18 protein-coding genes are annotated in these 19,609 nt (G+C 63.5%); 4 read left to right on the forward strand and 14 right to left on the reverse strand.

Features of this window, described 5'->3' with window-relative positions; translation table 11 throughout:
- Positions 1-89: 89 nt before the first annotated feature.
- The 6 genes from BW940_RS02080 to BW940_RS02105 form a co-directional block, all read right to left on the reverse strand.
- Positions 90-1,451, reverse strand: a complete 1,362-nt coding sequence (locus tag BW940_RS02080; RefSeq protein WP_076607515.1) for an aminotransferase class III-fold pyridoxal phosphate-dependent enzyme — start codon at positions 1,449-1,451, stop codon at positions 90-92.
- A gap of 124 nt (positions 1,452-1,575) precedes the next feature.
- Positions 1,576-3,210, reverse strand: coding sequence for a BCCT family transporter (locus BW940_RS02085; protein ID WP_076607516.1), 1,635 nt, complete (start codon positions 3,208-3,210; stop codon positions 1,576-1,578).
- Between the two features lie 555 nt (positions 3,211-3,765).
- Entirely contained in the window at positions 3,766-4,413 is a 648-nt protein-coding gene (locus tag BW940_RS02090; protein ID WP_076607517.1) for a hypothetical protein, read from the reverse strand.
- An 85-nt stretch (positions 4,414-4,498) separates the two neighbouring features.
- On the reverse strand, positions 4,499-5,779 hold the full coding sequence (locus BW940_RS02095; RefSeq protein ID WP_076607518.1) for an amidohydrolase: 1,281 nt from the start codon (positions 5,777-5,779) through the stop codon (positions 4,499-4,501).
- Positions 5,780-5,890: 111 nt separating this feature from the next.
- Positions 5,891-6,280 (reverse strand): Rid family detoxifying hydrolase, encoded by a 390-nt coding sequence (locus BW940_RS02100; RefSeq protein ID WP_076607519.1) that lies wholly within the window; start codon positions 6,278-6,280, stop codon positions 5,891-5,893.
- An 18-nt stretch (positions 6,281-6,298) separates the two neighbouring features.
- Positions 6,299-7,681, reverse strand: a complete 1,383-nt coding sequence (locus BW940_RS02105) for an aspartate aminotransferase family protein (protein ID WP_076607520.1) — start codon at positions 7,679-7,681, stop codon at positions 6,299-6,301.
- A 199-nt stretch (positions 7,682-7,880) separates the two neighbouring features.
- Here BW940_RS02105 and BW940_RS02110 point away from each other — a divergent pair, with 199 nt between their 5' ends.
- A complete protein-coding gene (locus BW940_RS02110; protein WP_076607707.1) occupies positions 7,881-8,729 on the forward strand; it encodes a proline dehydrogenase family protein in 849 nt (282 codons plus the stop codon).
- Positions 8,730-8,768: 39 nt separating this feature from the next.
- A complete protein-coding gene (locus tag BW940_RS02115; protein WP_076607521.1) occupies positions 8,769-9,485 on the forward strand; it encodes a DUF502 domain-containing protein in 717 nt (238 codons plus the stop codon).
- 58 nt (positions 9,486-9,543) lie between these two features.
- On the opposite strand, the gene BW940_RS02120 is transcribed toward BW940_RS02115, so the two are convergent.
- Together BW940_RS02120 and BW940_RS02125 are read right to left on the reverse strand one after the other, a co-directional pair.
- Positions 9,544-10,974: an MATE family efflux transporter gene (locus BW940_RS02120; RefSeq protein WP_076607522.1), complete on the reverse strand. Its 1,431-nt coding sequence runs from the start codon at positions 10,972-10,974 to the stop codon at positions 9,544-9,546.
- Positions 10,975-11,079: 105 nt separating this feature from the next.
- Complete coding sequence (locus BW940_RS02125) at positions 11,080-12,171, reverse strand: geranylgeranyl reductase family protein (protein ID WP_076607523.1); 1,092 nt, start codon at positions 12,169-12,171, stop codon at positions 11,080-11,082.
- A 331-nt stretch (positions 12,172-12,502) separates the two neighbouring features.
- On the opposite strand from BW940_RS02125, the gene BW940_RS02130 reads away from it, so the two are divergent.
- Both BW940_RS02130 and BW940_RS02135 read left to right on the forward strand, forming a co-directional pair.
- Positions 12,503-14,512 carry an SLC13 family permease gene (locus BW940_RS02130; RefSeq protein ID WP_076607524.1) on the forward strand — a complete coding sequence of 670 codons (2,010 nt, stop codon included), beginning with the start codon at positions 12,503-12,505 and terminating at the stop codon, positions 14,510-14,512.
- 72 nt (positions 14,513-14,584) lie between these two features.
- Positions 14,585-15,976, forward strand: a complete 1,392-nt coding sequence (locus BW940_RS02135) for a cryptochrome/photolyase family protein (RefSeq protein WP_076607525.1) — start codon at positions 14,585-14,587, stop codon at positions 15,974-15,976.
- A gap of 19 nt (positions 15,977-15,995) precedes the next feature.
- Here BW940_RS02135 and BW940_RS02140 read toward each other — a convergent pair whose 3' ends face one another.
- The 6 genes from BW940_RS02140 to BW940_RS02165 form a co-directional block, all read right to left on the reverse strand.
- Positions 15,996-16,571 carry a GTP-dependent dephospho-CoA kinase family protein gene (locus BW940_RS02140; RefSeq protein WP_076607526.1) on the reverse strand — a complete coding sequence of 192 codons (576 nt, stop codon included), beginning with the start codon at positions 16,569-16,571 and terminating at the stop codon, positions 15,996-15,998.
- A 2-nt stretch (positions 16,572-16,573) separates the two neighbouring features.
- Positions 16,574-16,771, reverse strand: a complete 198-nt coding sequence (gene spt4, locus BW940_RS02145; RefSeq protein WP_076607527.1) for a transcription elongation factor subunit Spt4 — start codon at positions 16,769-16,771, stop codon at positions 16,574-16,576.
- Positions 16,772-16,773: 2 nt separating this feature from the next.
- The gene (locus BW940_RS02150; RefSeq protein ID WP_076607528.1) at positions 16,774-17,343 is read right to left on the reverse strand and encodes a DNA-directed RNA polymerase; all 570 of its coding nucleotides are present in this window, start codon (positions 17,341-17,343) and stop codon (positions 16,774-16,776) included.
- Positions 17,344-17,736 (reverse strand): PIN domain-containing protein, encoded by a 393-nt coding sequence (locus BW940_RS02155; protein ID WP_076607529.1) that lies wholly within the window; start codon positions 17,734-17,736, stop codon positions 17,344-17,346.
- Positions 17,737-17,752: 16 nt separating this feature from the next.
- Positions 17,753-18,985 carry a translation initiation factor IF-2 subunit gamma gene (locus tag BW940_RS02160; RefSeq protein ID WP_076607530.1) on the reverse strand — a complete coding sequence of 411 codons (1,233 nt, stop codon included), beginning with the start codon at positions 18,983-18,985 and terminating at the stop codon, positions 17,753-17,755.
- Positions 18,986-19,133: 148 nt separating this feature from the next.
- Entirely contained in the window at positions 19,134-19,589 is a 456-nt protein-coding gene (locus BW940_RS02165) for a cupredoxin domain-containing protein (RefSeq protein ID WP_076607531.1), read from the reverse strand.
- Between the last annotated feature and the right edge of the window lie 20 nt (positions 19,590-19,609).

The raw sequence follows: 19,609 nt of genomic DNA on the forward strand, positions 1-19,609 counted from the left end.
TGGGGACGGAACTAGTCTCACAGTCACAAGCGAGCACGTGCCCACAGTGGCGGCGATGCGTACCGCGTCCGCCAGCGCTGGGCTCGCGGTTACGCCGCTTTCGCGCTCGCGCCGACGGCCTCGATCGCCTCGAGAAAGATGCCGATCCCCAGTTCGATTTCGCGTTCGCTCGAGTCAAGCGGCGGGAGCAGGCGGATCGTCTTTTTGCCACAGCCAAGCGTGAGCAGGCCGCGCTCGAGCGATTCCTGAACGACGGCGCTTCGTCGCTCGGGCGTGTCGAACTCGACGGCGAGCATCAGCCCCTTGCCGCGGACGTCCTCGACGTACTCCGGCGAGTCGTCGCGCAGGAGTTCTTTGGCCTGCGTGCCGCGTTCGGTGGCGTTGTCGAGCAGATCGTACTCGTCGATGGCCTCGAGGGTGAACGTTCCCATCATCGAACCGAGCAGGTCGCCGCCGCCGAAGGTCGAGCCCAGTCGGTTCTTCTCGCTGGGGAAGATCTCCGAGCGTGAGATCGTCGCGCCGACGCGCAGGGCTTTTGCGCTGGCGATGACGTCAGGTTCGATCGGGTAGTGATCTGCGGCCCAGATCTCGCCGGTGCGGCCGACGCCCGACTGAATCTCGTCGACGACCAGCGGGATGTCGTACTCGTCGGTGACGTCCGCGATCTCCTGCATGAACTCGGTGCTCGGGAAGCGGTAGCCGCCGACGCCCTGAATCGGCTCGAGGGTGAGGAAGGCGATCTCGTCGGGGTCGATGTGCCCGCCTTCGGGCGCAAGCGAGTTGCGAAGCTGTGAGCCCGCGCCGGTAAAGAACCCACAGTCACAGGTGTCGGCCGAACAGCCCCGGTCGGCACAGAACGGAATCGTCTCGATCCCGCTAATTTCGGGGTAGTGGCGCGTGTAGACATCTTTGGATTTCGTGATCGACAGCGTGCCGAACGTCCGGCCGTGGAAACTTCCTGAGAACGCCACGCCGTACTTCGAGGGCGCGCGGTAGTCGTTCGTGATCTTCATCGCGTTCTCCATGGCCTCGGCCCCGGAGTTCGAGAGGAAGACGGTGTCCATTCCGTACTGACTCGAGACGTCAGTCAGTTTCTCCATCAAGTGACTCGAGCCCGGCACGGCCGACTCGTCGGGGGATGGGCCAGCGCCGAAGTACATATCTTGGCCAGCGATCTTCATCGGCTCGACGAGGTCGAACTCCCGGAGCTTGTCGGTGACTTTCTCGTTGTTGTAGCCAAGCGGCGCCGCGCCGATATGACACGTAAAGTCGAGAAGGACGTTCCCGTCGACGTCGGTGACGAAGGGGCCGTCTGCCTCGCGGGTAATATCCCAGACGAACTCGTGTGAGTACTCGCTCGGTGCCGCGTTCTTTCCGTGGAACTCGACCCATTCGCGGCCGTTGGGTCCGGGGAAGGCGTCCACGTCCGGTTGCGCTGTATCCCTATCCATACACAGATTATGTGTACGTCATCATTAAATCTTGTTATAGATCGGAACGATGGTCGCGGGAATCGAACTGACTTACGGGCCACTGCTGAAACGAGCGGCGAAAACGGAACGCAGTAGTCGACAGTTAGTCGTCGCTCGGCTCGGCGCTTGCGGCTGGTTCGTCGTCGGACTGGTCCGGCGTCGAGCCGACGAGCACTGTCGTATCCTGCAGCAACACTCGCCCCTCGGTCGCGCTGAAGTTCTTGATCAGCGAGAGCATGGCGAGGAAGCAGACGAACGCAAACGGCGCGCCGGTGATGACGACCGCCTGCTGGAGCGCATCAGCCCCAGCTCCATCGCCGAGGATCATGAGGATCGCTGCGGTCAGCCCGAGGACGATACCCCAGAAGACCCGGTTGATGGTCGAGGGACGCTCCTTGCCGCCGGTCGTCATCATCGAGACGGCGAGCGTCGAGGAGTCAGCCGATGTAATGAAGAACGTGGTGACGATGATCATAAAGGCGATCATGAGCACCGAACCGAACGGGAACGCCTCGAACAGTGCGAAGCCAGCGACTGGCGCGCCGTGTTCCCCCACGGGGCCGAGGATATCCGCGACGCCGTTGTGCTGGGCCCAGACGGCCGAGCCACCGACGAACGTAAACCACGGAATGGTCGCCGCCGAAGTTGCAACGATACCGGTAAATGCGACCTCACGAACGGTCCGACCTTTAGCGATCCGCGCGATGAACAGGCCGGCGAACGGAGACCACGAGAGCGCCCACGCCCAGTAGAAGACGGTCCAGGCTTCGACCCAGGCGGTTCCGCCGTCGGTTCCGGTTCCGGTGTAGAGGCTCATCGACACGAAGTCGCTGATCATCCCGCCCATGGCCTGTGAGCCAAGCAACAACAGGAACATCGTCGGCCCCAGGATGAACGTCGCGAGCATGATCACGACGAACAACCCCATATTGAAGTTCGAGAGCCGCCGGATCCCCTTGTCGACCCCGAGCACCATCGAGACGGTAAACAGAATCGTCATCGTCGTCACGATCAGGAGAATACCCCAGTCACCCATGCTGATTCCCCACTGGTAGTCCAGCCCGGTGATGAACTGGCTGCCGATGAAGCCAAGCGAGGTCGCGACGCCACCGATCGTCGCGAAAACGGCCAGAATGTCGACGACCTTGGCGACCGGTCCGTCGAGGTTTTCTTTGCCGATGACCGGCGTGAGCGCCGAGGAAACGCGCAGTGGGACGTTCTCGTAGTTGTACGCGAAGTAACCGATCGCGATCCCCATAATCGTAAACACCGCGAGCTGTGGCAGCGCCCAGTGGAACAGTGTCTGCTGGACGGCGACCGAGATTGCCGCACTCGAGCCTCCCTCGACGCCGAACAGCGGCGAGGGACTGTCGTAGTAGAACAGTGCCTCGGTCGGGCCCCAGAAGACGACACCGGCAGCGAATCCGGCCGAGTACAGCATCGAGAAAAACGACAGGAAGCTGTACTCCGGATCCTCATCGCCCAGCGTGGCCTTGCCCCACGGGCCGACGATCAAGAACAGCAAGAACAGCACGATGAGGAAGACGATCACCAGCAACGCCCAGCTGAGGTAGCTGAGCATTTCGGCGTTTACAGTCGCAATACCGTTCGAAACGGCGTCTCGATCGATGAAGAAGGCCCCGATCACCCCCAGTGTAATCAACGCCCCGAACACGAAGACGACGGGATCGAGTTCGTCGGTAAACCGTTCGACCATCCCCATCTCGGAGTCGCTCATGCGCTCACCCCCGTCGAGTGCAGGTCCGATTGTTTGGTCCCCAATCCGTGCGTTCGTCTACCACTCGCCATGCGCTGCGATGGCATACCGAACCAATTGTCAGTATCTCGTATAAACATTTCTTTTCTGTACCCGACATACACAGATTGCGTTTATTGAACGATCTTATAGAGCACAGCCTCAACGATATACATAACCAAACGGTCGTATGATTATTTTACAGAGTTTGTCTATATCATACAGATGTTGGGATTATACGCAGCAGAACGTAGTTGGCGACTCGAGCAGTCCCCACGATCCGAAGAGTGTGTCGACGAGAGGCGAAATCATATACTGTATACTGTTATGACTCGAGTCCCAGTCGGGGGACGCTACAGCACGTCGATGCGCCTTGGGGCGAACACTACCCCCGACCGGTCTCGAGGCCGGGTAATCGATGCCCAACTGCTACGCCGCGAGTGACCTGCTCGTTCGACTCAGTCGCGAAAAAACACCGTCGAAAACGCATGACACAGTCAGCCAGCACGTCGCTATCACCCGATCACTCCAGTAGCCTCAGTTCGTCAGATCCTCGAGGTTCTGCTCGCGCGTCTCGGCACTTTCGGTGAGCTGCTGGCTGAACTCGTCGACGCGGTCCTGGATGTTCTCGCGGGCCGCCTCGGGTGAGAAGCTCTCGGACATCGTCAGCAGTCGGACGAACGCGCGGAGTTCCTCGTCGGTGAGTTGGGCGAACTCCTCGTTCTCGAGTTTGTCGATGACCTCGTCGACGTCGATCTGGCCGACCGGTTCGACGTTGAACTCGACGTTGACCATCCGGTAATTCGAGCCAGCGAGTTGCTGTTCGGCCTTGCCGACGCCTTCCGAGAGCATGTCCTTGAACGGGGTGTAGTAGCCCATCGTCCCGAGATGGAGGAAGGCGAGCATGTCGGTAATCCCCTGCGTGTAGGCGTCCCGATCCTCGTCGTCGGGGTCGAACACCGTCTGTCGGTCGCGTTCCTCGAGATACTCGAAGAGGATACTGAAATCGAGCACGGCGTTGCGAACCCGGCGTCGGATCCGGTTTCGCTTCTGTTTTTTCGAGTGATCCGTGTAATCCGTCTTTCGGCCAAGCAAGAAATCGCGGTCGGAGGGCGTCAGAATACCGCGCGGGCGATCCGAGTCCGCCGCCGTTCGCAGCGAGTCCGGCACGTCGTCTTGGCTCATACAGAGTACACGGACAGCCCGCGAATTAATGGTTCTGATCCCACAGACATGATAGCACTCATAGATGTTTGCAGATCGACCAGTGTCACGGTCGCCGTCGCGAGAGATCGATCGCAGTGTTTGCAAGCACCGAAACCCCGATCTCGAGGCTATCCTCGTCGATGTCGAACGTCGGCGTATGGTGGTTCGTCGGATGGTCCGTGCCCACGAGCACGTACGACGCCAGCCCGTTGTTCGCCTGCACGCGCTCCATCAGGTAGGTGACGTCCTCGCTCACGCCGAGATCCGTTTTCGGGACGACGGAATCGACGCCCGGGACCTCCCAGGCGACGTCGCCGACGAGCGAGCGAAGCGCCGGATGGCTGTCGACGCGGGGCGACTCGCCGAGCACGCGCGGTGTGACGTCACAGTCGTGCATCTCGGCGGCGGCGTACAGCACGCGCTCGAGTTCCGTTCGAGTGTACTCCATCAGCGCCGTGGTCTCGCCGCGGACTTCGGCTTCGATCGACACCTCCTCGGCGATGACGTTGCTCGCGGTGCCGCCTTCGATCTGGCCGACGTTGACGCGGGTCATCCCATCGGCGTGGCGCGGGATGCCGTAGGCGTTCTGGATTGCGGTCGCCGCTGCCTGCATCGCGTTTGCGCCCTGATTCGGCGCTTTGCCGGCGTGAGCGCTTGCGCCCTTGAACGTCGCCGTCAGGTGTGCCATCGCCAGCGGCTTTTCGACACCGGCGACGATCTCGCCGGTCGGATGATCGAGGCCGATGTGGACCGCGAGCAGGTAATCGACGTCGTCGAGGTAGCCGCTGGCGGCCATCGCCTTCCCGCCGCCGGAGATCTCCTCTGCGGGCTGGAAAAAGACCTTCAGCGTCCCCTCGAACTCGCTCGCTTTGACCGCCTCGAGCGTTCCCAGCCCCATCGCGATGTGGCCGTCGTGGCCACAGGCGTGCATGTAGCCGTCATGATTCGAGCGAAATCCTTCGGCAGCCGGTCGATGCTCGTCGGCCGTCGACTCCGCCATCGAGATCGCGTCGAGGTCGACGCGCAAGCCCACCGTCGGTCCTGCTCCCTGCTCGAGGACCGCCACGACGCCAGTGTGACCATCTGCCGTCCGCTCGAGGATGTCCTCGCGAACCCCCGCGTCGCGGGCCCGCTCGAGCCACGGCTCGAGATCAGCGTCGGAGGGGACAGCCATGCGTTCGTCGGTCGCCAGCGCCTCGCGGCCGACGGCGATCCCGTCGACGCCGATCGACTCGAGTTCGCGGACGACGCGGGCCGTCGTCTGGAACTCCCGCCAGCCAGGTTCGGGATGGCGGTGGAACGCCCGCCGGAGGTCTCGCAGTCGAGTGGGGGTGTCGTAGGCCATGCTTGGCACTGCTAGAGAGCAGAACTACTTAATCGTGCTCACTGATCGCATACTGAGCGGGAACCGAAAACCGCTATTGTCACTCGAAAAAGCGTCGGGCAGCAGCCTATCTCAACCGAGGTACGCCGTCGCGTCCATCTCGACGCGGACGTCCTCGGGGAGCCGCGAGACTTCGACACAGACGCGGGCCGGCGGTTCGTCGCCGAACTGCGCGCCGTAGGCCTCGTTGACCCGCTCGTAGTCCTCGAGATCGGTCAGATAGACCGTCACCTTGACGACGTCCGCGAGGCTGTCGCCGCCAGCCTCGGAGACCACGGCAGCGATGTTCTCGAGGACACGTTCTGTCTGGGCCTCGATACCGCCGTCGACGACCTCGCCAGTGTCAGGATCGACGGGACCGTAGCCGGAGACGTGGAGGGTGTCGCCAGCGCGGACGCCCTGTGAGTAGGGGTTGTCGGTGCTCGGCGCGCCGTCGGTTTCGATGGGAGTGGGGTCGGACATCGTGACTCGAGTGACTGTTCAGGCAGTCTGTGCCGTCGCTTTCGTCGCGTGCTCGATGGCGTCGACGACGACGTCCAGTGCCGTTTCGGCCAGTTCGTGCGTGAGCACAAGCGGCGGGAGGAATCGCAAGACGTTGCCGTGGCGACCGGCCGTCCAGATCAGGACACCGTGTTCGAAACAGTACTGCTGGATCTCGTCGACGGCGTCGCCGTCGGGCTTGCCGTCCTCGTCGACGAACTCGGCCCCGATGAACAGGCCCTTGCCGCGGATGTCTGCGAGGCGGTCCGTCTCAGCGGCGGCCTCGCGGAGTCGACCCTGGATGTACTCACCCAGCTCGCGGGCGTGGGCGAGCAGGTCGTGTTCTTGAATGTACTCGATAGCGCGGGTACCGGCGCGCATGCCGACGACGTGGCCGCGGTAGGTGCCAGCGTGGTCGCCCGAGCCCCACGTGTCGAGATCCTCGTGATACATCGTCGCCGACAGCGGGAAGCCCGCGCCGCCAAGTGCCTTCGCGGAGGTCATCGCGTCCGGCGTGACGCCCTCCCAGTCGCTGGCCCACCACTGGCCGGTGCGGCCGAGGCCGGACTGGATCTCGTCGAAGACGAGCGTAACGTCGTTGTCGGTGGCTATGTCGCGCAGCCCCTGCAGGAATCCTTCCGGTGGCGTAATGATCCCGCCCTCGCCCTGAATCGGCTCGACGATGATTCCCGCAGGATTCGCGAGGCCGCCGTAGGGGTCCTCGACGATCGCCTGCACTTCCTCGAGTGCGTGATCGACCGCTTCCTGTGGCGCTTTGTCCTGTCGGAACGGATGCGGGTACGGCGCGTGGACGACGTCCGAGAGCAGCGGCGTGTAGTGCTCTTTGAACTTTTTGTTCGAGGTGACGCTCATCGCGCCGGTGGTCGCGCCGTGGTAGGCCCCGCGGAAGGCGATGAGGCCGTCGCCCCCAGTGTTGTACTTGGACAGTTTGATCGACGCTTCGACCGCGTCGCTGCCGGTCGGGCCGCCGAAGACGACCCGGTTGTTGCCCTGCAGGCCGGCGGGAGCGATCTCGTCGAGTTTCTCGATCAACTCGAGGCGCGCGTCGGTCGGGAAGTCGACCGTGTGGACGAACTTGTCGGCCTGTTCGTGGACGGCCTCCAAGACGTACGGGTTCGAGTGGCCGACGTTGAGCACGCCGATCCCCGCAAAGAGGTCGATGTAGGTGTTGCCGTCGGCGTCACGAACCGTCGCGCCCTTGCCCTCTTCGAAGGCGATCGGAATGTCGTTCGGATACGCGACCGCGCTGCTGTCGATTTTCTCCTGTTTCTCGAGCAGCGCCCGGGTGTTCGGCCCGGGAACGGTGTCGACGTTCGGTGCGTCATCGTAGTGAAGTTCCTCGATCGGTGGTCCTGCTGTCATACGTCACCCCAGGTGAAACAGGTATTAATATCTTGTCCACAGAATTCATACAGACCATACACAGATATCGACTATCGATGTGTAATCGAGTCCTCGGCTCCGGTGGGCCGACAGGAGACGGGTGTCATCACTGTCGGACGAACACATCATCTCGAGAGACGGACAAACTCCCTTATTACTGGCGAACGAACGGTTCGGTATGATCCCGCCGGTCGCGAATCGCTTTGTCGCCGGGGAATCCCCGGCACAGGCACTCGATCACGTTCGACAGCTCAACGGGCGACACGTCAAAGCGATCGTCAATCTGCTCGGCGAACACTACGAGGATCGATCGTCGGTTCGCTCCGACGCTGCGGAGTACCGGGCGCTGGCCGGCGACATCTCGAAATCGAGGCTCGAAGCCTGCCTCTCGGTCAAACCCTCCCAACTCGGCCTCAATCTCGGCAAGGACGTGTTCCGCGAGGAACTCACCGCAGTCGTCGACGCGGCGGCCGACCACGACGTCTTCGTCTGGATCGATATGGAAGACCACACGACGACGGATGCGACCCTCGACGCCTTCGAGGACCTCGCCCGCGAGTACGGCGACGATGACCAGTATCGGGTCGGTGTCTGCGTGCAGGCGAATCTCAGACGAACCCGCGACGATGTCGAGCGGCTCGCAGACGTTCCCGGCAAAGTCCGGTTCGTCAAGGGGGCCTACGACGAACCGGCTGCCGTCGCCTATCGAGAGTCGCCTCGCGTCGACCAGGAGTACAAGACGCTCCTCGAGTACGCGTTCGAACGATTCGACGGCGGCATCGGCGTCGGCAGTCACGATCCGGCGATGATCGATCACGCGATTGAACTCCACGATGAGTACGGCACCGACTTCGAGTTCCAGCTGCTCATGGGTGTTCGCGAATCCGCCCAGTTCGACCTCGCTGCGGAGTACCCGGTCTATCAGTACGTCCCCTACGGCGACCGCTGGAAATCGTACTTCTATCGTCGGATGACAGAGCGAAACACAAACCTCCGATTCGCCCTCGAGGCGATCCTCGACCGGTGAAGGGAAGGGCTCATTAGCCTTTAGTGTGAGTTTCTGTACATGGCTTCGTGGAAGCGGGATTTCGCGAGTGGGCTGATCGTCCTCGGCCCGATTCTCGTCACGCTCTACGTTATCTATTGGCTCTATGGACTCATCGCCGGGATGACACCCGGACTCATTCTCGAGGCCGAAGCCCTCGAGTCGCTCATCCCCGGCGACAGCCAACAGGCCCAGCAGACTCGCGAACAGCTCGCACAGTTTCTCCGCGTCGTGGTCGCACTGACCGTCTTCGTTATTCTCACCTTTTCCGTCGGCTATCTCATGCGGACGACCGTCGGCGGCCTCGTCGAACGACTCGTCGACAACATCGCAAACCGTGTCCCCGTTATGCGGGTCGTCTACAACGCCTCGAAGATGGCCGCCGAAACAGCCTTCGGCGAACAGGAATCGCTCCAGAAACCCGTCAAACTCGAGACCTGGAACGGGTTGCGGATGACGGCGTTTAAAACCGGAAAGACGACCGAAGATGGCCGTGAAGTGTTGTTTTTGCCGACGTCGCCGAACATCACGACGGGGTTTGTTGTTGAGGTCGAATCCGATCGAATCACCGAACTCGACGAGGACGTCGAAGACGCCCTGACTCGGGTCCTCAGCGCCGGATTCGGTGACGCAAACCGAAACCGTGGCATGGATGCCGGCGTCTCGATCGACGTCGTCGACGAGGCGAGCGCTGGGACACTCGACGAGCAAAACGCCGAGACGGCCGACGACGACTGAGACTGTCGGACAGACGTCAGTATACGAATTGACACCCGCAAAGACCCGGCTGGAGCGTTCACCCGGTATCCGAGGTGGGACGGTACCGCCGACTCACGGCCTTCCAGCGGCCGCGTCGGAACAGCCAGTAGGTGATCCCGCCGGGGACGGCCGTCTCGAGCAGCAAGGCGAGATAGAGGCCGCCGATTCCAAGCGGCGTGACAAGCCCCAGTGCGGCCGCCGGGAGCGCGAAGGCGTACCGGCCGACGAGCGAGGCGACGAAGGGCAGGCGCGTATCGCCGGCTCCGAGCAACGCACCCGCGGCAGCGCCGTCGATCCCGAAGCCGATCGAACTGACTGCGCCGACGGCGACGAACGTGGCCGCCAGCGCGACCTCGTCCGGGCCCGAAACGAACACCCCGGCGATCGGCTCCGCGAAGACGACGACGCCGACGGCCAGTCCGGTGTAACACACGGCTGAAAGTCGGATAATCGCTGCGCCGTACGCGCCGGCTTCGTCCTCGTCGTTCGCCCCGAGGTGTTGGCCCACGAGCGAACTCGAGGCCAACGAGAGCCCCCAGTTGATGCCGTTGATCAGACTTCGGACGCGGCGGCCGACCTCGAGTGCGGTGACGACCACCGGGCCGAAGGTGGCGGCGATCCACAACAGCGGGAAGACGACGATCCCCTGTGCGAGGCGGCGGCCGATCTCCGGCGTCGAGATTTCGATCACCTGCCACAGGAGCGTCGGCTCGAGCCACGGCCCAGAGAGCGCCACCGGAACCGGACTGGGTTCCATGCCGAGGACGCCGTAAGAACGCCCCAGCATGCCCCACGCGAGAACGAGCGTGACAAAACCCGTCGAGACGGAGGTACCGATCGCCGCGCCGGCGACGCCGAGTCCGAACCCGAAGATGAGGGCCGCGCTGAGAACGACGTTGAGCACGGCCCCGCCAGCGCGGGCGACCATCTCGGTGAACGTGTCGCCAACGCCCGTGTAGGTTCGACTGGCGATCAGATTCAGCAGTTCGAACAGGACGGCCGGCGCGACGAAGACGAGGTAGGTGCTCCCGTGAGCGAGCGATTCGTCCCCGGCACCGAACAGGCCGATCAGCGACTCGGCAAAGAGGAGAAAGACAGCCACGATCGGCACCGCGAGTGCCACGGTGAGCAGGATGCTCTGCTTGACGACGAGCGTGGCCCGATCGGTCTGCTTGCCGCCGTAGTTCTGTGAGACGAGGCTGACGGTCCCGCCCGCCAGTCCGAGTCCCAGCATCGTCACGATCTCCCAGAACGCGAGCGCGAAGGCAAGCCCCGCCGTGCCGGCCGTCCCGACGGCGATGCCGACCATCGCGAGGTCGGCCGTCTGCTTGGACATGATCGCAAAGCCGGTGACGATCCGGGGCCACGCGAGGTCGACCGTCGGCCGAAACCGCTCGGCGTCGATGATGCCGAGTCGCTCGAGTGTCTCGGCGAGGAACGCGACGGCTGCCGTCTGCCAGCCTGTCATCGACTGGTCGTTTTGGGAGCGACGGCTTCGGTCTGTCGGCTGTCGGCTGCCGACTCGCGTCGTGTCGCCTCGTTGCTCTCGCTCGAGCGATGTGTCGTTCTCGAGTTAGGGCCGCAGCCTCGAGAGCATCGCCTTGAGATGCGTCGGCGAGACGAGCGAGGTCGGCCGGTCCATGTGGACGCCGATCTCGCCCGAGAGCGCGTTGAGGCCGAGCCGCTGGACGGGCTCTGGGAACGAGTAGGCTCGGCGCAGGACGTGGCCGAGTGACTGCTCACGCTCGAGATCGTCGCGCCAGGCGCGTTCGTAGGCCGCAAGCGTTGCGGGCCGATCGGGATCGATCTCGCGGGCAGCGTGGTCAGCACAGGTCATCCCATACAGAATGCCGCCGCCGGTGAACGGTTTGGTCTGGGCGGCCGCGTCGCCGACGAGAAAGCCGCGGCGACTCGTGACACGACTGGGTGGCCCGATCGGAATCGCCCCCGAGCAGCGGTGGGCAACGTCGATCTCGTAGCCGTCGATCAGTTCTTCGAAGTGTTTGTTCACCTGGACGCCCGGCGGGGCCGCGAGTCCGTACTCGACGCCAGCCTCGCCACGGGGGATCCGCCACGCGAAGAACGTCGGCGCGGTCAGGTGGACGTCGACGAAGTTCTGGTGGTCGACCTCGTCGGAGAAGGCCAACACACCGTGGAGGAGTTCGTTGGGTTCGGGCAGCGACAGCGCGTCGCGGACGCGCGACCGAGGCCCATCACAGCCGGCGACGAGCTTCGTTTCGAACTCGAGGGTACCATTGGGGCCGTTGGCGACGACGGTGACATGATCGTCGTGTTCGGTCACCTCCGTAACGGTGTGTTCCTCGCGGACGTCCGCGCCCGCCTCCCGCGCGAGGTCGGCGAGGTGGCGGTCTAAGCCGACGCGGTCGATGACGTTCGAGGCAACCTCGTCCTTGTAGAAGGGGTAGGCGTCGCTGTGTGGCCCGCCGACGTGAAAGCGCGCGCCGTAGATCTCGTTCTGAAAGAGCGCCTCGCGTGCCCTCTCGCCAGTAAACTCCCAGATGTCCGTACTCACGTGCCCCGAACAGGCCAGTGGCGTCCCCACTGTCCCCTTCTCGAGGGCGAGCACGTCGTAGCCCTGTTCGGCGGCCCGTCGCGAGAAGCGCGCCCCGGCCGGGCCGACGCCCACGACGACGAAATCGTACATATCAACCACGTACTCGGCGAGCAGTAAATATACTGTCGGAGGACCGATCCGACGGTCGGCAATCGCGTGTGAACGCCGTCTCACCGACTCTGCCCGGGAATATCGTTCCCGAACCACTCGCCGAGGTCACGGGAGCGCCACGCCGAGACGGATCGCTCCCTCGGGCCAATCGACGGCGTCGTATAAAACCGACGACGCTGTGAACAGGTATTATTTTGTGAATTGTCCGTCCTCAGTGCAGTGTGAACGCGAGATCAGGAGCGTCCATGCTGGATAGCCGGATCGGACTGGTGGGACCAACACCCGATACCACCCCGCAGCAGGGCCTCCGATGATCGCCGGCGTTTCGGCGGGTGCACTGGTCGTCTTCGGGCTTATCGCCGCCGCTCTCGTGTTGTTCGTCACCGAAGCGATTCCAACCGACGTGACAGCGATCGGGATTATCGTCTCACTGGCCGCACTCGAGCCACTGACAGGTGTCGGCTATCAGACGGCAATTTCGGGCTTTGCGAGCACCGCGACGATCACGATCGTCGCCATGTACATGCTGAGCGCGGGTATCCAGCGGACAGGCGTGGTCCAGCGACTCGGACTCTATCTCGCCCGGTTCACTCGCGGCAGTGAGACACGAGCACTGGCGGCGACGATTGCCACGACGGGGCCGCTCGCGGGCATTATCAACAACACGCCTGTCGTGGCGGTCTTCATCCCGATGATCTCCGAACTCGCCGAGAAGACCGGTGTCTCGCCGTCGAAGCTGCTCTTGCCGCTGTCGTACGCGGCGATCCTCGGTGGAACCTTGACGGTCATCGGCACGTCGACGAACCTGCTGGCCAGCGAGTTCGCCGTCGACTTGCTCGGTCGCGATCCCATCGGAATGTTCGAGTTCACGCTGCTCGGACTCGTCATCCTGCTCGTCGGACTGACGTATCTCATGACCGTCGGCCGGTGGCTGACGCCCGCTCGAATCCCTGCCAATGCGGATCTCGTCGAGGAGTTCGACCTCGAGGACCACCTCACGCACGTTCGCGTCGGCTCGAACTCGGCGGCGGTCGGCCGCACGGTCGGCGACCTCGAGGACCGTGCCGAGGCGAACGTCCGAATCCTCCAGCTCCGCCGAGAAGCCGACCTCGAGACACCACCCGAGAGAGACGGACCAGTCCTCGAGTACGACGACACGGACGACGACGCCGTCGCGAGCAGTCGAGAGCAACAGCTACAGGAAGTCGAGGGCCTCGAGTCCGAGCCCGCCGTGACCGACACGCCCGAGAGCGACCAGCGCGACGCCACGGACGAATCGTACGTCGCGGTTAGAACCGACCAGCGAATTCGGGCGGACGACGTTCTCACCGTCCACGGCACCCTGCAGGCAGTCAACCAGTTCGTCGCGAGTCAGGGGCTCCACCAGCAGGTTCGAACACCGGTGACCGACGAGACGTTCGACGAGTCGACCAGCGAAGACCTGCTCGCGAAGGCGATCGTTCCCGAGAAATCGTCGTACGTCGGCGAAACCGTCGCCGAGACCCATCTCCGTGACCTCTACGGGACGACCGTGCTCGCGGTCCGCCACGACGGCGAGTTGCTCCGAACCGACCTCGGCGACCATCGGCTCGCCGTCGGCGACGTCCTCTTGGTCCAGACGATCCCCAGTTCGATCAGACACTTCACCGACTCGAGCGATCTCGTTGTCGTCGAAGAGGACGCCTTCGACCGGCTGCTCGAGGACGATATCGACGACCTCGCGCCGCTGTCGCCGAAGACCCCAATCACGATCGCGATCATGGCGGGAGTGATCGGCGCAGCCGCGTTCGACATCGTTCCCATCGTCATCGGGGCGCTCGCCGGCGTCTTCCTCATGGTCGTCACCGGCTGTCTCCCGATGGGCGACGCCTACGATGCCGTCTCCTGGAACGTTATCTTTCTGCTCGCTGGTGTGATCCCGCTCGGTGTCGCCCTCGAGGCAACCGGCGGCTCACAGCTCATCGCTGCCGGACTGGTGTCGACGGCGAGCTATCTCCCGCTCGTCCTCGTCCTGTTGTTGTTTTCGATCGTGACGGGGCTGCTCGCCAACGTCATCACGCCAGTCGCGACGGTGGTGTTGATGAGCCCGGTCGCGATCAACGCCGCGACGAGTCTGGACGCCTCGGCGTTTTCGTTCCTGCTCGCGGTGATGTTCGCCTCCGCAACGTCGTTTATGACGCCCGTGGGCTACCAGACGAATCTGATGGTCTACGGCCCCGGGGGCTACGAGTTTACCGACTTCCTGAAAGTCGGTGGCCCGCTCCAGTTCCTGCTGGCAGGTGTCACGACAGCCGGGATCGTCCTCATCTGGGGGCTGTAGCGACGACCGCCTGATTTCGGCCACCAGTGCCGGTACTCGAGGGATTTAGCTGCCACAGCCGCTAGCTCCGCTATGATCCTGTTCTGGCATCGCCGCGACCGACGGACCACGGACAACCGCGGGCTAGCCGCGGCGGTCGACGCCGACGAGGGGCCGGTCGTCCCCGTCTACATTTTCGACCCCGCTGTCACCGAGCAGATGGGTGAGCGGAAACGGGCGTTCGTCGAATGCACCGTCGACGCGCTCAGACGTCGCTACCACGAACTGGGGCGCGAGCTGGTCGTCCGGACCGGCCCCGCAGCAGACGTCCTCACTGATCTCAGTGACCAGTACGATGTCGATCGAATCGTCTCCAACGACTGCACCGACGCTGCTCGCCAAGCACAGACCGACGCCGTCGAGGCCGCCCTCGAGGTCCCACTCGAGTCCCACGTCGATTCGGTGCTCGTCGATCCCGCCAGCCTCGAGCCGTCGTATCCGACGTATTCGCAGTTCGCCGCCGATTGGAAGACACACACAAAAGCACCGCCGGCATCCGAACCCACCCCCGACGCGCTCGCCGACATCACGGACACCGAGTCGATCCCGACGACCGCGACCGACATCGAGCTTCCGGCGGCGGGCTATGACGCTGCCAGCGACCGACTCGAGTCATTCTGTGCGTCGGGAATTGCTCACTACCGCGAGACGCGGGACGACCTCGCGCGGGCCGTCGCCGAGCCGACACAGGCCGTCTCTCGGCTCTCGCCGTATCTGGCCGTCGGCGCGATCGGCATTCGGGAGGTCTGGCAGCGGGTCATAGACGTCCTCGAGACGGTCGACGGAGCCGAGCGGCGAAACGTCGAGAAGTACGCCGACGAACTCACCTGGCGCGAACACAACTATCATCTGCTCTCCTACACGCCCACCCTCGAGACCGAAAACTACGACGACCCGCCGAACGAGATTGCCTGGCGAACCGACGCCGACGACTTTGCGGCCTGGAAACGCGGCGAGACGGGGTATCCACTCGTCGATGCCGGCATGCGACAACTCGAGCGCGAGGGGTACATTCACAACCGGCCGCGGCAGGTCGTCGCGAGTTTCCTGACCAAACACCTCCTGATCGACTGGCGACGCGGCGCGGCCCACTTCCGGGAGCGTCTCGTCGACCACGATCCAGCGGTCAACGCCGGGAACTGGCAGTGGATCGCGTCGACGGGCACCGACTCCGTCGACGTACGGATCTTCGACCCGGTCGCACAACTCGCAAAATACGACGCCGACGCCACGTTCGTCCGCGAGTACGTCCCCGAACTTGCCGATCCGTCGATTCCGGCCGAACGGATCGTCGAGTGGCCGACGCTCTCGAGTGAGCGTCGACAGCATCTCGCCCCCGAGTACCCGGCCCCGATCGTCGATCGAAACGGGGCCTACGAGCGGGCCCAGCGGGTCTTCGAGCGAGCGCTCGGAAAACGAAATTGACGAGCCGCGGCCTCGATGATTAGTGCTGCTCGAGCAAGTCCCAGAACCGCTCGGTGTCGCCCTCGAATCGCTCGAGCAGGGCACGCATCTCCGCGCGGTGCTCATCGGTCACTGTCACGTGGACCATCCCCTCGTCGGGTTGGCCGTAGACGACGCTTGCACCCTCGGGTGCGGCGGCGATCGCCGGCAGCGCGACCAGATCCTCCTCGCCGTCGACCAGAATCGTCGTCGGCTCCTCGCGGTCGAGGGCCTCGCGGAGTGTCTCGACCATCTCCGCAGAGAGCGCTGCGGGCGGGTTTGTGGCCTCGAGAGGTGTCGACTCGGTGACAGTCTCGCGGATCTCCTCGTCGACCGTCTCCCGTTTGGTCCGTTCGTCGACGACCGCGACGTCCGGCGCGCGGCCGGCTTGCAGGAAGTGGTAGGTGACGACGTCGCCGACGGCGATCAGCGGGCCGTCGACGGCCTCGAGCAGCCGCTCAGCGTCGGTTTCGATCGGTCCCATGGGCTCCTTGAGTTCGTGTCGGAGCGCATCCGGAAGAACCAGCAGCTGCTCGTCGCCGTCGGCTGACGCCGCGTGATCGTCGTCGCAAGTCACTGCTATCGGACCTTCAGTGCGTACGCGCCGGGTTCGGTCACCTGCATCTCGGTCGCGATCTCGCTGTCCTCGGGGTGGGCGATGACGACGTAGCCGGCCCAGTCCTCGGTCAGCGACGAGGAGTTACAGGCATCACAGGTCTCGTTGTCCGGGTCGTTGACCCGGTGACACTCACGACAGACGAGACGGTCAGCAGCCATCGTTATTCACCTGCTGTCGCTTCCTGTTTCTCGTGGTCTTCCTCGAGCCAGCCGTGTTTGCCGAGGCCGGGCTGTTTCGCCGTCAAGCCGATCTTGGAGTCACGTGGATTCCGCTCGTCGATGCTTTTCGTGACGATACGGGCGCGGACGGCGTCGTCGACGCCCAGGGTGCGGTTGGACTCGTTCGAGGCGAGTTGCTGGTTCTCGCCGTCGAAGGCGAGATACTCGTCGCTGATCTGCGAGACGTGCAACAGGCCGTCGACGGGGCCGATGCCGACGAAAGCACCGAACTCGACGACTTCGACGACGGTGCCGTCGACGACTTCCTGCATCTGCGGATCGAATGTGACGGCGTCGAAATCGGCTTTGTAATAGACGCCCGGATGGTTCGGCAACACCGTCCCTTCACCGATATCGTGGACGTCGGTGATCGAGACGACGCTGCCGACCTCTTCGTCCATGCGTCCTTCGAGTTTGTCTTGCAGCAGTCGCTTCACGAGGTCCGGTGAGACGTCACCGAGCTCCTCCGGCGGTACTTCGACCGTATCCTTCAGTCTGACCCGTTTGTACATCTATGGTTGAGTGATCGCTAACTTGTTTCTCCCGCGTAATGCAATTACCGGTACACGCGCCTCGAGTACCCGCTCGCCCAGCGGGCGGTCGTTCGTGACGACGTAGTCGACGACGCCCTCGCGAGCGAGTTCGACCAGCGCGTCGTCGGCGTACGACGCCTCCGTGTCGACGACGAGACAGCGTTCGGTCGCCAGATCGTGACCGACGTTTGCGGCTGTCCCCTCGCGGCCGCCCTTCTCCGAGAGCCGACGGAGCTCTTCGATGACAGCCTGTGGGGCCGTCAGTTCGTACCCGTCGAGCACTCGATCGAGTTCGTCGAACAACCGAACGTCGAGTTCGACCGGCATCATGAGCGCGCTCGTGTCGAGGGCGACCTGCGTCGGGGATGTCATACTCGTCGTCGCGTCGTTATTCTTTGAGCGTTCCGAGTCCGATCAGCCGCCAGCGGGCACCGATACGGCGGTTGATCGCGATCTTTGCGCCTGGCTCGGCAGCGACGGGCCGTTTGAGATTGACCTCACACTCGCCCTTCCGAGCGCTGGTCACGGCACCGACGGTCGTCGCGGTTCCGACGGTCATCATCAGCGGTTCGCCGGTGCTGATCTCGTCGACGGTCTCGCCCTGATCGGCTCCGACGATACGATCGAGCAGATCGACGCTCATGGTGAACTCCTGCCAGGTCGGTGGCAGCGAGCCCGGTGGGCCCGCCAGCCGACCGGCGAGGGCGTCACCTTTCGTCAGTGCGGGGTCGAGTCCAGTGCCGACGCCGAGGAGCCCCCCCGGCGTGACGGTGTCGACCGTTTCGCCGCCGGCTTGCAGCGAGCGAATCGACGTCTCGATCGGGACGTACTCGGTCTGGCCGCCTTCCTCGACTTCGCGGCCGGGACGGATCTCGATCTCGTCGTCGACCTCGAGTTCGCCCTGGACGAGACTGCCGCCGAGAACGCCGCCGGCGAGGTTTTCGTGGGTCGTTCCCGGTTTGTTGATGTCGAAACTGCGGGCGACGTGCATCCGTGGGTCGGCGTCGGGATCCCGGTCAGGAGTTGGGATCTCCTCTTCGATCGCCTGCATCAGCAGGTCCATGTTGACTTCCTGACCGGCCGAGACCGGGACGACGGGTGCGTCTTCGGCGACGGTCCCTTCGACGAATTCCTGGATCTCCTCGTAGTTCTGTCGGGCCTGGTCGCCGCTGACGAGGTCGACCTTGTTCTGAGCGATGACGATGTTGTCGATGCCGATGATGTCGAGTGCCATCAGGTGCTCTTCGGTCTGGGGCTGTGGGACGGGTTCGCTGGCACTGATGACCAACACGGCACCGTCCATCAGCGATGCGCCAGAGAGCATCGTCGCCATCAGGGTCTCGTGACCCGGGGCGTCGACGAACGAAACGGTCCGCAGCGGCTCACTCGGCGAGCCATCCGGACACTCCTCTTCGACGGTGTAACACTCGGGTTCGTCCACGCCCGCACAGTGGCGGAACGTGGCGTCGGCGTAGCCAAGCCTGATGGAGATTCCGCGTTTCATCTCCTCTGAGTGCTGGTCAGTCCACGAGCCGCTGAGGGCCTGTACCAGCGTGGTCTTGCCGTGGTCGACGTGACCGACGAGCCCGATGTTCACCTCCGGTTGTTGATTTCCTGCCATAAGACGGTGAGTAATCTTGGATAAGAGTTCCGTCGTGCGCTTGATAAACCTACTGTTCTCGGGGCGGTTCGGTCCCGCTATTCGCCATCGTTTCGGCGACTGTCACGTACAGTCTTCCCATTTGCGGACGGATCTGCCCCGGCCTTGATCAGTCGTCCGGATTGACGACGAACATGGTGCCGATAACCTCCTCGACGTCCGGTTCGGTGTAGCCGATCTCGTATTTTCCTTTGAACGGGAACTGCCAGGAGTGACTGGTTCCGCCGTTGCTGCCGGACCACTGACACGGACTGGGGATCTCGGCTGGATAAATCTCGCCGCTGCTATCGCTCCATCGCCAGGTGATATTCGTCATTTCATCGACCTTGATTGGGTCAGGATCGAACGCGGGATCACGGTTCGGCGACACCTCGACTGTGACCTCCGACTCACCAGTGTAATCGAGCAGTTCGTAGTCATCCATTTCGTCGAGTCGCGTCTCGTAGCTCCCCGCGCCTTCATCGTCCGCTTCATCATCATCGTCGCCGTTATCGTCCCCGAGACAGCCCGCTACCAGCGTCGCTGTGCAAGCAGCAGTTCCGACGAACGTCCGTCGCGTCCACATTATATACCGCCCTATGGAGT

The sequence above is a fragment of the Natronorubrum thiooxidans genome, assembly GCF_900156475.1.
GTDB lineage: Archaea > Halobacteriota > Halobacteria > Halobacteriales > Natrialbaceae > Natronorubrum > Natronorubrum thiooxidans.

Bases quoted from the DNA above. Each gene is read 5' to 3' on its own strand.
- BW940_RS02100 (WP_076607519.1), bottom strand. From the start codon at position 6,280: ATGTCCGACCCCACTCCCATCGAAACCGACGGCGCGCCGAGCACCGAC.
- BW940_RS02085 (WP_076607516.1), bottom strand. From the start codon at position 3,210: ATGAGCGACTCCGAGATGGGGATGGTCGAACGGTTTACCGACGAACTC.
- BW940_RS02160 (WP_076607530.1), bottom strand. From the start codon at position 18,985: ATGGCAGGAAATCAACAACCGGAGGTGAACATCGGGCTCGTCGGTCAC.
- BW940_RS02155 (WP_076607529.1), bottom strand. From the start codon at position 17,736: ATGACATCCCCGACGCAGGTCGCCCTCGACACGAGCGCGCTCATGATG.
- BW940_RS02090 (WP_076607517.1), bottom strand. From the start codon at position 4,413: ATGAGCCAAGACGACGTGCCGGACTCGCTGCGAACGGCGGCGGACTCG.
- BW940_RS02105 (WP_076607520.1), bottom strand. From the start codon at position 7,681: ATGACAGCAGGACCACCGATCGAGGAACTTCACTACGATGACGCACCG.
- BW940_RS02150 (WP_076607528.1), bottom strand. From the start codon at position 17,343: ATGTACAAACGGGTCAGACTGAAGGATACGGTCGAAGTACCGCCGGAG.
- BW940_RS02120 (WP_076607522.1), bottom strand. From the start codon at position 10,974: ATGACAGGCTGGCAGACGGCAGCCGTCGCGTTCCTCGCCGAGACACTC.
- BW940_RS02135 (WP_076607525.1), top strand. From the start codon at position 14,585: ATGATCCTGTTCTGGCATCGCCGCGACCGACGGACCACGGACAACCGC.
- spt4 (WP_076607527.1), bottom strand. From the start codon at position 16,771: ATGGCTGCTGACCGTCTCGTCTGTCGTGAGTGTCACCGGGTCAACGAC.
- BW940_RS02165 (WP_076607531.1), bottom strand. From the start codon at position 19,589: ATGTGGACGCGACGGACGTTCGTCGGAACTGCTGCTTGCACAGCGACG.
- BW940_RS02125 (WP_076607523.1), bottom strand. From the start codon at position 12,171: ATGTACGATTTCGTCGTCGTGGGCGTCGGCCCGGCCGGGGCGCGCTTC.
- BW940_RS02080 (WP_076607515.1), bottom strand. From the start codon at position 1,451: ATGGATAGGGATACAGCGCAACCGGACGTGGACGCCTTCCCCGGACCC.
- BW940_RS02130 (WP_076607524.1), top strand. From the start codon at position 12,503: ATGATCGCCGGCGTTTCGGCGGGTGCACTGGTCGTCTTCGGGCTTATC.
- BW940_RS02115 (WP_076607521.1), top strand. From the start codon at position 8,769: ATGGCTTCGTGGAAGCGGGATTTCGCGAGTGGGCTGATCGTCCTCGGC.
- BW940_RS02095 (WP_076607518.1), bottom strand. From the start codon at position 5,779: ATGGCCTACGACACCCCCACTCGACTGCGAGACCTCCGGCGGGCGTTC.
- BW940_RS02110 (WP_076607707.1), top strand. From the start codon at position 7,881: ATGATCCCGCCGGTCGCGAATCGCTTTGTCGCCGGGGAATCCCCGGCA.